General features: G+C 61.4%; 11 protein-coding genes and 4 pseudogenes. 10 read left to right on the top strand and 5 right to left on the bottom strand.

Going from position 1 to position 13,171, the window contains the following annotated elements; all coding sequences use genetic code 11:
* Positions 1-142: 142 nt before the first annotated feature.
* Positions 143-412: pseudogene (locus E8F12_RS28285) on the top strand (transposase); the annotation flags it as partial.
* 213 nt (positions 413-625) lie between these two features.
* Here the strand turns inward: E8F12_RS28285 and E8F12_RS28280 are convergent.
* Positions 626-1,549: an AraC family transcriptional regulator gene (locus E8F12_RS28280; protein ID WP_280328530.1), complete on the bottom strand. Its 924-nt coding sequence runs from the start codon at positions 1,547-1,549 to the stop codon at positions 626-628.
* 123 nt (positions 1,550-1,672) lie between these two features.
* Here E8F12_RS28280 and E8F12_RS28275 point away from each other — a divergent pair, with 123 nt between their 5' ends.
* The 8 genes and pseudogenes from E8F12_RS28275 to E8F12_RS28240 form a co-directional block, all read left to right on the top strand.
* Positions 1,673-2,209 carry a carboxymuconolactone decarboxylase family protein gene (locus E8F12_RS28275; protein WP_280328529.1) on the top strand — a complete coding sequence of 179 codons (537 nt, stop codon included), beginning with the start codon at positions 1,673-1,675 and terminating at the stop codon, positions 2,207-2,209.
* Between the two features lie 245 nt (positions 2,210-2,454).
* The gene (locus tag E8F12_RS28270) at positions 2,455-2,691 is read left to right on the top strand and encodes a DUF2798 domain-containing protein (RefSeq protein WP_280328528.1); all 237 of its coding nucleotides are present in this window, start codon (positions 2,455-2,457) and stop codon (positions 2,689-2,691) included.
* A gap of 197 nt (positions 2,692-2,888) precedes the next feature.
* Positions 2,889-4,946 (top strand): carbon starvation CstA family protein, encoded by a 2,058-nt coding sequence (locus E8F12_RS28265; RefSeq protein ID WP_280328527.1) that lies wholly within the window; start codon positions 2,889-2,891, stop codon positions 4,944-4,946.
* Between the two features lie 11 nt (positions 4,947-4,957).
* Positions 4,958-5,158, top strand: coding sequence for a YbdD/YjiX family protein (locus E8F12_RS28260; RefSeq protein ID WP_280328526.1), 201 nt, complete (start codon positions 4,958-4,960; stop codon positions 5,156-5,158).
* Positions 5,159-5,288: 130 nt separating this feature from the next.
* Complete coding sequence (gene yjiA / locus E8F12_RS28255) at positions 5,289-6,263, top strand: GTPase (protein WP_280328525.1); 975 nt, start codon at positions 5,289-5,291, stop codon at positions 6,261-6,263.
* Between the two features lie 575 nt (positions 6,264-6,838).
* Positions 6,839-7,303 (top strand): hypothetical protein, encoded by a 465-nt coding sequence (locus E8F12_RS28250; RefSeq protein ID WP_280328524.1) that lies wholly within the window; start codon positions 6,839-6,841, stop codon positions 7,301-7,303.
* A gap of 443 nt (positions 7,304-7,746) precedes the next feature.
* Entirely contained in the window at positions 7,747-8,031 is a 285-nt protein-coding gene (locus E8F12_RS28245; protein WP_280328523.1) for a hypothetical protein, read from the top strand.
* Between the two features lies 1 nt (position 8,032).
* Positions 8,033-8,791: pseudogene (locus E8F12_RS28240) on the top strand (thioredoxin family protein); the annotation flags it as partial.
* 167 nt (positions 8,792-8,958) lie between these two features.
* On the opposite strand, the pseudogene E8F12_RS28235 reads toward E8F12_RS28240, so the two are convergent.
* Positions 8,959-9,576: pseudogene (locus tag E8F12_RS28235) on the bottom strand (ATP-binding protein); the annotation flags it as partial.
* Between the two features lie 205 nt (positions 9,577-9,781).
* A complete protein-coding gene (locus E8F12_RS28230; RefSeq protein ID WP_280328522.1) occupies positions 9,782-10,573 on the bottom strand; it encodes an SDR family oxidoreductase in 792 nt (263 codons plus the stop codon).
* Between the two features lie 120 nt (positions 10,574-10,693).
* Between E8F12_RS28230 and E8F12_RS28225 the strand changes: the two genes are divergently transcribed.
* Positions 10,694-11,635 (top strand): GlxA family transcriptional regulator, encoded by a 942-nt coding sequence (locus E8F12_RS28225; protein ID WP_280328521.1) that lies wholly within the window; start codon positions 10,694-10,696, stop codon positions 11,633-11,635.
* Between the two features lie 136 nt (positions 11,636-11,771).
* Here the strand turns inward: E8F12_RS28225 and E8F12_RS28220 are convergent.
* Both E8F12_RS28220 and E8F12_RS28215 read right to left on the bottom strand, forming a co-directional pair.
* Positions 11,772-12,422, bottom strand: a pseudogene (locus E8F12_RS28220) (L,D-transpeptidase family protein); the annotation flags it as partial.
* A gap of 138 nt (positions 12,423-12,560) precedes the next feature.
* Positions 12,561-12,974: a nuclear transport factor 2 family protein gene (locus E8F12_RS28215; RefSeq protein ID WP_280328520.1), complete on the bottom strand. Its 414-nt coding sequence runs from the start codon at positions 12,972-12,974 to the stop codon at positions 12,561-12,563.
* Positions 12,975-13,171: the final 197 nt, after the last annotated feature.

Genomic DNA, 13,171 nt, shown 5'->3' with positions numbered 1-13,171 from the left:
GAGAATTGCGTCATGGTCTGTTCGACATCTTGCTCGCCGGCGGCTTCCAGTGGCCTTGCCCAAGTGAGCCACTGAGAAAACGCCGAACGAGTCCCACCCGATCTGCCGAAATCGTGCCGTCGATAAGTCCGAGCCCTGCCGCATGACCCACATGAGCCGTTCCGATACCGAGTACGCTGGCAAACGTAAACAGACCTGGCGCGAGCGCTTCCTGGCAGAGATGGAGTAAGTGGTGCCTTGGGCCGGGCTATTGATGCTGATCGAACCGTTTTACCCCAAGGCTGGCAATGGCCGTCTGCCGTATCCGCTGGAAACCATACGGCGCATCCACCTGCTGCAAAACTGGTTCGCCCTCAGCGATCCGGCGATGGAAGAGGCGCTGTACGGGATCACCTCATGGCGTCCGTTCGCCTAGCTGTCGCTGACACAGGGCCGCCTCCCGGAAGACACGACGATCATGAACTTCCGACATCAGCAGGACGCGGTCGGCAACAACTCGCTTCATTACCAGCGTGGAGGTCAGCGTTGTGGGGTGAAAGTCGCTTTTCAATTACACCATTCGTGGCCAGCCCCAAAAGGTGGACCGGTGAAGCGCGGTCTACCCAAACAGCACAAAGCCTCTGTGCTATCGGGGAGCCGGCGCCTGCTGCTGTCGTCGGTACCAGCCGGGGCTCAGGCCGTGGTACAGCTTGAAGGCACGACTGAAGGCGGCCTGGGACAGATAACCGCACTGCTCAGCCACTTGACCTATGGGTTGCGGCCCCTGGGCAAGCAGTCGGGCGGCCAGGGTCATACGGATCTGTGTCACCCATTCCTGCGGCGTCAGCGACGTGCAGCGACCGAAGTAGCGGGCAAAAGTGGCACGAGACAAGTGGCATTGTTCGGCCAGGCGCGCCAGGGTCCAATTTCCCCAGGGTTCGGCTAGCACGGCCCCCACCGCCGGGGCCAGGCGGGCATTGGCTAGCAGGGTGAGCAAGCCGGGCGTCGGCTCGGTCTCTGTCAACAGGGCCCGTAGCAGCAGGGTAAAGAGGGTGGTGGACAGCTCCCGGACTATGGCACTGCTGCCGGGCTCGCTGCCGGCACTTTCCCTGCCCAGCATGGCCACCAAGCTGCGCAGCCCCTCGCAATCGGGCCGCTCGGCGGTGCGCACCCGCAGCAGCTCGGGGGAGCCGGTCAGCAATAGCGCTCCTGAGGGGGCCACCCAGAACTCGCCACAGAGCATCTCCAGCACAGGCCCCTCCCCCACGGACACCTGCTTCGTCACCACGCCGTTGTGATGGCTCACCCGCAGGGCCAGCGGCCCTTCCTCGAAAAGCCCTTTGAGCCGGTGCGGTGCCCCGCTCGGCAGCAGCAGCACGTCACCGGGGGACAGCAGCCATTGCTTGTCGCCCAATACCAGCCGGCCCTGGCCGTTCAGGATCACGTGGTAGGGCAGACGCCCGGGTTCAGCCTGGGAATGATCCTCGACCCAGTTACCGGAAAAACTGCAATGGAGGTCAACCGTACCCTTGGGCGCCAGCAAGCTGATGAGGTGACTCAGGTTGTCCATTTTCCCGATTGAGACCCTGGAGCAAAGAATTGAGACAGCTCGACGCAGAGGCCAGCGGCGACGGTCCCTAGCATAGGAACCGTCGCCAAAGCGGCGGTATCCACCAAACCACTGGAGTTCATTATGAGCCGTTTGTACACCCTGTCCCCGAAAGAGGCCACCGGCCAAGCCGCCGAACTGTTCGCCTCCATCAAGGCCTCCATCGGCATGATCCCCAATACCCACGTCACTATCGGCAGCAACGCGCCGGCGGTGTTGGCCGGCATCCTGGCCCACGACGCCGCCCTCAAGGCCAGTTCCCTGTCCCCCCGCGAGGTGGAAGCCATCAACCTGGTGGTCAGCCAGACTACTGGCTGTGGCTACTGCCTGGCCGCCCACACTGCCCTGGGCAAGATGGCTGGTTTCAGTGTCGAACAGACCAAGAAGCTGCGCACCGGCAGCTACGACGAGGACACCAAACTGGACGCCCTGGTCCGCTTCGCCCGGAAACTGCTCACCACCAGCGGCGAAGTGCCGGATGCCACCCTGGCAGACATCCGCGCCGCCGGCTACAGCGACACCCAGATCGTTGAAATCATGAGCGCCATGGGCGGAATCTTCCTCTACAACCTGATCAACAGGGTTGCCGCTCCCGTCCTGGATTTCCCCAAGATCGACTGAACTCGAAGTTGCCGGACGAAGAATCGTCAGCATCCGGCCAACACACGCCCCCGATCCCTACGAACTACGTGATGGTGTCCGACCAAATTTGGTGGACACCATTTAAAGCCCCTTTTGGAGGATCTCCTATGCAACGCCGACATCGCTCCTACCCCAAACCCTTGAGCGCCTAGCATCCAGATGATGACTGACGCCGTCGTGCCGGAAAATGCGGACATGGCGGATAACTGCCTCGGAGAATGCGCATGCCCAGAATCACCCGACGCTACCGCCAGCAGGTATTCGGCCTGTTTCAGTCAGCCATCACCTGTGCGGTAGCCACCCTGATCGCCACTCCCAAGGGGATGAACCTCGGGGCCTTCGCCTTGCACTGGTCAGGCGCCTGGCTTATGGCGTGGCTGAGCCTGGTGCCAGTGGTACTGCTGGCTGCCCCCTGGATTAGACGACTGACCGATCTCATCGTACAGGACGAGGTTGCCTGAGCTAAGCCCAGGCAAACCCGTACGAATGCCCCTCGTCGTTGAACTCGACGCATGGATGATGGTGGCACCGGCAATGATGCTCACCGCCAGATCGTTCTGCTCCGCTGTAACTGTGCGCCGAATGTCTTCACAGCCCTGTCCGGGCTTGAACTACAACAAAACCGCCGCAGGTAACCCCACGCGGCAGGAGACCTTCAATGAACCAATTGGCCACTCGAATTGCCTGGTTCGCCGTTGCCGTGCTGGGCGCATTCGCGCTGGGAACAGTGGCGCTGCGCCGTGGCGAAGCCATCAACGCCCTCTGGATCGTTACTGCCTCAACCGCGATCTACCTCATTGCCTACCGCTACTACAGCCTGTTCATCGCCAACAAGGTGATGCAACTGGACCCCACCCGTGCAACGCCTGCCGTGCTCAACAACGACGGCCTGGACTACGTCCCAACCAACAAGCACGTGCTCTTCGGTCACCACTTCGCCGCCATCGCCGGCGCCGGCCCGCTGGTGGGCCCGGTGCTCGCCGTGCAGATGGGCTACCTGCCCGGCACCCTCTGGCTGATCGCCGGCGTGGTCCTGGCCGGTGCGGTGCAGGACTTCATGGTGCTGTTCCTCTCCACCCGCCGTAATGGCCGCTCGCTGGGTGACATGGTCCGCTCAGAGATGGGGCAGGTTCCGGGCACCATCGCCCTGTTCGGCTGCTTCATGATCATGATCATCATCCTCGCGGTGCTGGCGCTGATCGTGGTCAAGGCACTGGCCGAAAGCCCCTGGGGCATGTTCACCGTGATGGCGACCATCCCTATAGCGATGTTCATGGGCGTCTACATGCGCTACATCCGCCCGGGCCGCATCGGCGAGATTTCCCTCATCGGCGTGGTGCTGCTGCTGGCCTCCATCTGGCTCGGCGGCGTAGTGGCCGCTGACCCGGTCTGGGGCCCGGCCTTCACCTTCACCGGCGTGCAGATCACCTGGATGCTGATCGGCTACGGCTTCGTCGCCGCCGTGCTGCCGGTGTGGCTGATCCTGGCACCGCGCGACTACCTGTCGACCTTCCTCAAGATCGGCACCATCGTCGCGCTGGCCCTCGGCATCCTGATCACCATGCCCGAGCTGAAGATGCCGGCGCTGACCCAGTTCGTCGACGGCACCGGACCCGCGTGGAAGGGCGCTCTGTTCCCCTTCCTGTTCATCACCATCGCCTGCGGCGCGGTGTCCGGCTTCCACGCGCTGATCGCCTCCGGCACCACGCCCAAGCTGCTGGCCAACGAGTCCCATGCCCGTTACATCGGCTACGGCGCCATGCTGATGGAGTCCCTGGTCGCCATCATGGCCATCGTCGCCGCCTCGGTGATCGAGCCGGGCGTGTACTTCGCCATGAACAGCCCGGCCGCGCTGGTGGGCAGCGACGTCAACGCCGTTGCCGCGACCGTCAGCAACTGGGGCTTCGCCATCACCCCCGAGGCGCTCGAGGCCACGGCGAAGGACATCGGCGAACATACCATCCTGGCCCGTGCGGGCGGTGCGCCCACCCTGGCCGTGGGTATCGCGCAGATCCTCCACCAGGTGCTGCCGGGCGAGAACACCATGGCCTTCTGGTACCACTTCGCGATCCTCTTCGAGGCGCTATTCATCCTCACCGCGGTGGACGCCGGTACCCGCGCCGGGCGCTTCATGCTGCAGGACCTGCTTGGCAACTTCGTGCCGGCCCTGAAGAAGACCGAATCCTGGACCGCCAGCGTGATCGCCACTGCCGGCTGTGTGGGCATGTGGGGCTGGCTGCTGTACCAGGGGGTGAGCGACCCGCTGGGCGGCATCAACACCCTGTGGCCGCTGTTCGGCATCTCCAACCAGATGCTCGCCGCCATCGCCCTGATGCTGGCCAGCGTGGTGCTGATCAAGATGAAGCGCCAGCGCTATGTCTGGGTGACGCTGTTCCCGGCCATCTGGCTGGTGATCTGCACCACTACCGCGGGTCTGATCAAGCTGCTCGACCCGAACCCGGCGGTGGGCTTCCTCGCCCTGGCCAAGAAGTACAGCGACGCCCTGGCCGCCGGCCAGGTGCTGGCGCCGGCCAAGGACATCGGGCAGATGCAGCATGTGATCTTCAACGCCTACACCAATACGGCCCTGACTGTGCTGTTCCTCTTCGTGGTGCTGAGCGTCGTGTTCTACGCCATCAAAGTCGGCCGCGCCGCATGGATAAAGTCCGAGCGCAGCGACAGCGAAGCGCCGTTCCAGCCGATTCCGGAAGCCTAAGGAGCCAATCTATGTTCAACGACCTCAGCCGCATGGGTAAATACCTCGGTCAAGCCGCCCGCATGCTGGTGGGCATGCCTGACTACGATAATTACGTCGAGCACATGCGCAACAAGCATCCGCACAAACCGGTGATGAGTTACGAGGAGTTCTTCCGCGAGCGGCAGGACGCCCGCTACGGCCGTAACGCAAAGACCGTACGCTGCTGTTGAACCTCCCGATGCAGTCACCTGAGCGCCACGCTTGTCGTGGCGCACTTTTTCCCGCTCCCGTAATCGCGAATGAATTCGCTCCACACAGGGAGGCTGCCGATCGGCCGCTCCTGATTCCGAGGACTATTCGATGTCTGCCCATCTGCCCATTCCCGTCACTGTGCTCAGCGGCTTTCTCGGTGCCGGCAAGACCACCCTGCTGAAATACATCCTCAAGGGCGAGCACGGCCTGAAGATCGCCGTGATCGAGAACGAGTTCAGCGAGACACCGATCGACGGCCAGTTGCTCGGCACTGATCCGGTGCAAGTGATGACCCTGGCCAACGGCTGTGTCTGCTGTTCCATTCACGTCGAGCTGGAGAAGGCGCTGTTTCTCCTGCTGGAGCGCCTGGACGCCGGCGAGTTGGCCTTCGACCGCCTGGTGATCGAGTGCACCGGCCTGGCCGATCCGGCGCCGGTGGCGCAGACCTTCTTCGCCGAAGATGAGATCCGCGAGCGCTATGTGCTGGACGGCATCATCACCCTGGTGGACGCGGTGAACGCCGAACGCCACCTGCAGGAAACCATGGCCCAGGCCCAGGTGGGCTTTGCCGACCGCATCCTGGTGAGCAAGCGCGACCTGGTGGACCAGACCCATTTCGACGCCCTCTGCCAGCGCCTACAACGCATCAATCGCCGCGCGCCAATCCGCGTGGTGGACCACGGCCGCATCGATCTCGCCGAACTGTTGGACGTGCGCGGCTTCAATCTCAACGCTGATGTCGGCCCGGCGCTGACCCTGCGTCCGCTCACGCCGGCCGGTACTCCCGACCGCATCAGCACCCTGGTGCTGAAGAGCGAGCGTCCGCTGGACATGGACAGGCTCAGCTGCTTCATGGAAGGGCTGCTGGAGGAGCATGGCAATTCCATGCTGCGCTACAAGGGCGTGCTGAGCATCTCCCGCGAAGAGCGCCGGATGGTATTCCAGGGTGTGCTGCGGCTTTACGGTTTCGACTGGGATACCGAGTGGAAGGACGGCGAGGCGCGGGAGAGTGTGATGGTCTTCATCGGCGACCAACTGCCCGAGGAGAAGATCCGCGCGGGCTTCGAAGCGGCACAGAAGTAGTTTCTCCTCTCCCCGGCAGCGAGAGGGGCTGGGGCATTCGGCAAGCAATGGGGAAATGCAATACGCACCGAAAGACTGAGGTGGGGAAACGCGCCGGCCCCAACTACTTATTGCCCCCGATAGTGCGAGCAAGGGCGATCCCGCTGCCGCGAGGGTGCTTATGCCCCTCCAAACGTGCCGACTTCACTCCAGCCGCCCTGGGTCGACTGCTGCCGACCACAACAGGGCGGAGCCGGCCAAGAGCTGTCGTCGGTGTACCGAGGAAATCAGGGGCGATTCAAGCAGGACTCGCCTCGTGGTTGCTGCTCGAGTTGTCAGGCGTTGGCCCCTCTTGGGAAATCGCGCGGCGGCTTGGTCGCTGCGGTGAGCTCTGAAGTATCACGATGCATCCGGAACGGATGGTCGGGAACGGGCATACAAATGTGCCTGCTACCCGATACGCCCTGGATAAATGGTTACGGCGAAATGGCCACACCCCAACGAGGTTAGCCCCGGCGCCTCAGTACAGGGTTACAACGCCCTTGTGGCATGACCTGCGAGGCCTGGCCGCCCCAGTAAGTATCCGGAGAAACACCATGTCCCGTACCCAGATCTCGAACAAGACTCGTATTGGCCTGATCGCTGTCGCCCTGGCCGGCGGCATGAACCTGGCCTCGTCCGCCGCCTTTGCGGTGGAGGCCCTGCCCCAGGGTTACCTGCTGGCCGCGGCCGACAAGGCCGGTGAAGGTAAGTGCGGCGAAGGCAAGTGCGGTGCCGCCGAATCCAGCAGCACCAAGGCCGCCGAAGGCAAATGTGGTGAAGGCAAGTGCGGCGACGCGTCCTTCGCCCGAACCGACACCGACGACGACGGCCTGGTTTCCCGTAAGGAACTCCTGACCGTGGCACCGAAGGGCGAAGCGGAGTTCATTGCGATGGACACCAACAAGGACGGTTTCCTGTCCGAGGGCGAGGTCTACAAGTTCCGCCGCAACCAGTATCTCTCCAATGGCAAGAAAGTCCCCACTGAGCTGTTCACCAAGATGAGCCAGGCCAAGAACTGATTCCAGTTCCTCGCCGCTCCCCTCCCTGCGTATTTGGCCGGGGAGGGCTCCACCCCTCTGGAGAATTGCCATGACTACAGCTTCTTTCTCCTATGGTGCAGGCCTTGGCTTGCGTCGCGCGCTGCTCCCCGAGTTACTGGAGATGGATGCCGTTGCCGTGGAATTCCTGGAGTGCAGACCGGACAACTGAATCAAGGTCGGCGGCCAGACGGGTGCCCAGGCCCATCATTCAGGGAGGCGGTTGTATTCCACTGTATCGCCAGGCCGTTTTGACACTTGGCCATCTACAGGCACCTCTTTTCGACACCTTAGAGATACCTCGGGCGCATTCAATAGACGCCATCAGAGCATTGTCGTACGTCTCGGTCCTGTGCTCACCGACGGTGGTCGATGTCCGGATCGGTTTCCGTGAATCCCTTCTCTTACGCTCGAGGATCAACTCCATGAACAAACTGAAAACCTGGCTGACCGCTATCGCTTTTTCCTTGGCCGGCGCGGCTGTTCACGTGAACGCTGCCGAAGTCCGTTGCCCGGACGGCGGTGTCTGCTTCCAGCTGACGCCGTTGTCCGGAAAGAACCAATCACCGCAGCTGGCCGAGGACGGTTACAGCAGAACCCCGCAGGGCATGCAGCTGAACGAAGCGTCGCAAATGCTGGCCGCGGATGGTTTCGGCAGGACCCCGCTGGGTAAGCGGCTGGCGGGGCACCATCAGACTGGACGTGCCTGACATGCTTGTCCATGGGCTTGCCGGCGCTTTGCTCGTAGGCGTCCTGCTCTTCGCCGGCTGGGGCCTCGTTAGCCGGGTGAAACCATCGTCGCCGGGTACGGCCTGGCTGCGACTTGGTACCGGTTGTGCGGTGCTTGTCGCGGCTGGGGTGATTGCCTTTGGTGCTGATAACCGTTTGCTCGACGGGACTTCATCCGAAGGCGGGAAGGCTGCCGAGGGAAGCCTCATGGCCAAGGCAATCGATTTCCTGGTCGACAAGGTTGCCGCCTCGCCGCCGGAACTGGGCGATCTGGGCAACATGCCCTCGCTGGCGGGCGCAGTCGAATGGCTGAACTCGCCGCCCCTGAGCGCCGAGTCACTGCGGGGCAAGGTAGTGCTGGTGGATTTCTGGACTTATGACTGCATCAACTGCCAGCGTACGCTGCCCCATGTGAACAACTGGGCGAAGAAGTACGAGAAGGACGGCTTGGTGGTGATCGGCGTGCACACGCCCGAGTACGCATTCGAGAAGATCATCGGCAATGTGCGCACCCAGGTGAAGCTGCTCGACATCGGCTATCCGGTCGCGATCGACAACGACTATGCGATCTGGCGCGCTTTCAACAACCAGTACTGGCCCGCCCATTACTTCATCGACGCGAAAGGGCGGGTGCGCTATAGCCATTTCGGTGAAGGCCGCTACGACACTCAGGAGCAGGTCATCCAGCAGCTTCTGCTGGAGGCCAAGGCGGAAGCTGATTCCCCAGGCAAGAAGGGTTAGTGAAGCGGACCACCTCATCAGTGACATCCGTTACGCGTGACCCGATGTTGCTTCCTCCCAGAGCAGATCGAGGCACGGCCAGCGAAGGCGTAATCCGGGACAAGTTGCCGCAGACAAGGAGGCTTGTCCCGAAGGTCGGACGTCGTGAATCCCGGTGAAGGCTCCGCTCAGGATGGGGCGCAGAATTCCAGTTGCACGCACAAACCACCACCCTCGCGGTTGCACAGGCTCAAGCGAGCGCGCAAGGCCTGGCTCAGCTGCTGGGCGATGGCCAGGCCCAGGCCAGTACCGCCGGCGCTGTGGATGCGCGCGCTTTCCACCCGGTAGAAGGGCTTGAACACTTTGGCCAGCTCCGCCTCGGCGATCCCCGGGCCCTCGTCCAGCACCTGTAGCCGCACGCCGCCCAGGGCGTCGCCTTGCACCTCCAGGCGTGCACTGCCGGCGAATTTAAGGGCGTTGTCGATTAGGTTCGTCAGTACCCGGCGTAGGGCATGGGGGCGGGTTTCCAGCAGCACGCCGCTGCGTCCGCCAAGGCTCACCGCCTGGCCGCTGTCCTGGTAATCGCAGACCAGGCTATTGAGGAAGGCATCGAGGTCCACCTTACACAGGGATTCTTTGGCACCCTCCATGCTGCGTGCATAGGCCAAGCCTGCCCGGATCATGTGCTGCATTTCTTCCAGGTCGCCCCACAGTCGGTCACGTTCCAGCGAGGCGTCCATCTGCTCGACCCGCAGCTTCATGCGCGCAATGGGCGTTTGCAGGTCGTGGGAGATGGCAGCAAGCATCAGCAGGTCCACTGCAGGTAGGTTCTTGCAGCCGCCGACGTCCGAAACCATGAGCTGTTGCATGAGTGTCATCTCCTCAATGGTCCAGGGCGCCTTGATCCTGGCGTCGGTGCCCTCGCAGGTTTCTGCAACCACAGCCACGGGACGCCACCACTGGAAGTAGCCCCGCGTTTCCTTGGGGATTTTGCAGGATCTGACCTGACGCTCAGGTGGCATAGCGTGCCGCAGGCGCGCTCAATGACAGATGCGGCACGAGCTTCTGCCGCGCGGCTTCATAGGCATCCAGATCGGCGATATCCGGAAGGGACGGAATGGTGACGAACTCGCCCTGATCGAACCCGGCAAGGGCTGCGTCCACCATGTCCTCGGCCTTCATGACGATCGCACTAGGCAGGTACTGCAGAGGCGTTCCGGCTGCCTCCCAGAAGTCGGTCGCGGTTGCGCCGGGAAGGACCACCTGCACCCTGACATTCTGGTCCTTGAGCTCGTTGTGCAGCGACTGGCTGAACGCGAGCACAAAAGCCTTGGAGCCGCCATATACACCGTTCAGAACTTCCGGTGCGATGGCGACGATCGAGGCGATATTGATGATCGTGCCGCCACCGCGTGCGACGAAGCCCGGTACGGCGGCGTAGGTAAGGCGTGTCAGTACGTTTACATTGAGGGTGAGCAGATCTTCCAGTTTGTCGATGTTCGACTCCAGAAGCGGGCGGGTAGCACCGATGCCCGCGTTGTTCACCAGCATCGTGATGCTGGCATCCGTGCGTAGCAGGTCTTCGACTCGGGCCAGGTCGGCCTTGGCACCAAGATCGGCGGCCACGACCTCCACCGAGCGTCCGGTTTCGTCGCTCAATCGTTTTGCCAGGGCGTTGAGGCGATCCCGGTTACGTGCCACCAGGATCAGGTCATAGCCGCGGCGGCTGAGTCGTTCGGCGTAGATCGCGCCGATTCCGGATGACGCGCCGGTGATAAGTGCTGTGCCCATTCTCGTAGTCATGTCGGTCTCCCAGGGGGCGGTGCGACGGATGTCGCGACCTCTGTTCTGGGGCGATCCTAGTACCTTGAGGGGTGGGCTCAAATGACATATAAGACACCTTTTAGGACGTGGTGAGGAATCATGCATACGATCGGCTTCGTCGTATTCCCCGGGTTCCAGGTCATGGGATTCTCGGCCATCACTGCCTTCGAGATCGCTAACCTGGTCCTCGGCGAGCCGGCCTATGAGGTCACCCTGCTGTCGGAGAAGGGGGGGCTGGTGAGTTCGTCCGCGGGTTTCCGTGTCGAAACCAGGGCCTTCGGTCGCCAGACCTTCGATACCGTGATGTTCGGGGCTGGCACGACCATTGAACCGATCACCCCGCGGCTTGCCAGGTACGTGCGTCAGTCCATGGAGACCGCTCGACGGGTCGCGGCTCCCTGCACCGGGGCCTTCGTACTGGCCGAATCCGGGGTGCTGGACGGCCGCCGGGCAACGACGCACTGGTTGTTTGCAAAGGCGCTGCAGGATCGATTTCCCGCTGTGAGAGTCGAGCCGGACAGGATCTACATCATCGACGGCCCCGTCTGGACTTCCGCGGGTATGTCGGCCTCCATTGACTTGGCCCTGGTGATGATCGAGCGGGACCACGGCCTCGATGTAGCCCGTGAAGTGGCGCGTAAGCTGGTGGTTTACCATCGCCGTGCCGGTGGCCAATCGCAATTCTCCACGCTCCTGGAGCTCGAACCGAAGTCCGATCGGATCCAGAGCGCGCTGGACTACGCCCGCCGTAACCTGCAGCGCCCCCTGAGCGTGGAAGAGCTCGCCGAGGTCGCCCATCTCAGTCCGCGCCAGTTCAGTCGAGCGTTCAGCGCCGAGACCGGTCAGTCGCCGGCCAAGGCGGTGGAGCATCTGCGTGTCGAAGCCGCGCGGATGCTGCTGGAAGACAGCCGGCATCCGGTCGAGCTCATCGCCAAGGAGGTAGGCTTCGTCGACCGCGAGCGGATGAGGCGCGCGTTTTTGCGTAACCTCGGCCAGACGCCTCAAGCGATTCGGCGCAGTGGAACTCCGAGCGTCCAATGAGTGCCCTTAAGTTCTTGTCGCTTGTCGCTTGTCGCTTGTCGTGGAGGAGTACGTCAGTTCCAGTGCTGCTCGGGGTCTTCGCGGCGATGGACTCATGGCAAATCCACCCGCCTTACTCGGTTTTCAATGCCTTTACTTCATTTATGATTCGCACCTTGGTGCCGACTGGCACTTTTGAAAACAACTCTTCGACATCGTGGTTGTACATCCGAAAACAGCCGTGACTGGTACGTGTGCCGATCCCGAATTTTTTATTTGAACCATGAATAAGGTACGCCGGCAGTCCCAAACGTATCTTATAGGGACCAAGTGGGTTGTCTGGTCCAGGCGGCACACGGATTGGCAACGGATCACCATCCGCCGCATGCTCGGCACGAATGGATGGTGTAGGAAACCATGATGGGTTGGCGACTTTTTCTGTGATGCGGGTTGTTCCCACAGGGGAGTCCCACTCTTCACGGCCAATACCTAGCGGATAGGTATAAACGAGCCGAGTTCCAGTAGGAAAGTAGTAAAGACGGAGTTCAGCCAGATTGATCACCACCCCGTCCCTCGGACCATCAGGCAAGGTGAATTGAGTGGGTATCTGAATGTGCGTACCAACCTTTGGCAACCAGGCATCCACGCCGGGGTTGGCGTCGAGCATTTCTTGATATCCGAGATCGTAGCGCTCAGCCAAATCGGCAAAGGTGTCTTCATAACGTGCGATGACGACTTGTCTGACGCCCACCTCTGAACCTCCATCGGAAGGTAGTTCGTAGCGGGCAGCCATACTCGGCTGAAACACAAAGCAGGCTATCAGTGCTGACGCCAGTCGCAATTTATTTTTTCTCGAAAAGCCCACTTCATTGAATGGAAAAACTCGTACCGCTTTAATCATTAGGCGTATCCCGAAACCTTCGCTTGTTGAGGTGGTGTTTCTAACTTAGAGGCCGATCATGTCGCGATGTACCTCAAGAGCATTGCGCTCCACCCAGTTATGCGCCAGCAATCCGTCGGGACGAACTTCCCAAACTGCGGTGCCGATCATTTCGAATGACGTGCTGCACGAACGACCGCCAACGAAACCATTGTTTTTGCCGGAAAGTTTCCACCGTGAGGCTACGCGAGTACCTTCTTCATTCTGGAAGGTCTCGATACTGCAAAATGTAAATTCCTCGATCTTCGACAGAAAGGTCCTGATCCACTCAATGAAGGCTTCACGGCCAACGACTTCGACTCCGCCGGATGTAATGACAAAGTCTTCAGCAACAAAATACGCTGCCGCCTGTGGGTTTTTCGCCTGCCAGACTTCGCGCCAGAAATTTTCAACGATTTCTACAGCATTGTTGTTGGCCATTTGGATCTCCTCGACTTCTAGGCTTCGTGGCCCACTCATTGGTGTTGCTCGGTTAAATCGCGTTGATGGTCTCAGTGAACTACAGAGCCCGACACTGGAGGGCTGTTGTCACTTTGGAGGAATGAACGCCGGCGCCCCAGACTAGTTGCGAGATATCCAAGACACTCAGGCAGCGTTCTTTTTCAGATGCCGAGTCA

The organism is Pseudomonas sp. BN102 (assembly GCF_029871245.1).
In the GTDB taxonomy this organism is placed as follows: domain Bacteria; phylum Pseudomonadota; class Gammaproteobacteria; order Pseudomonadales; family Pseudomonadaceae; genus Metapseudomonas.
This window is presented reverse-complemented; position numbering and strand designations above follow the sequence as displayed.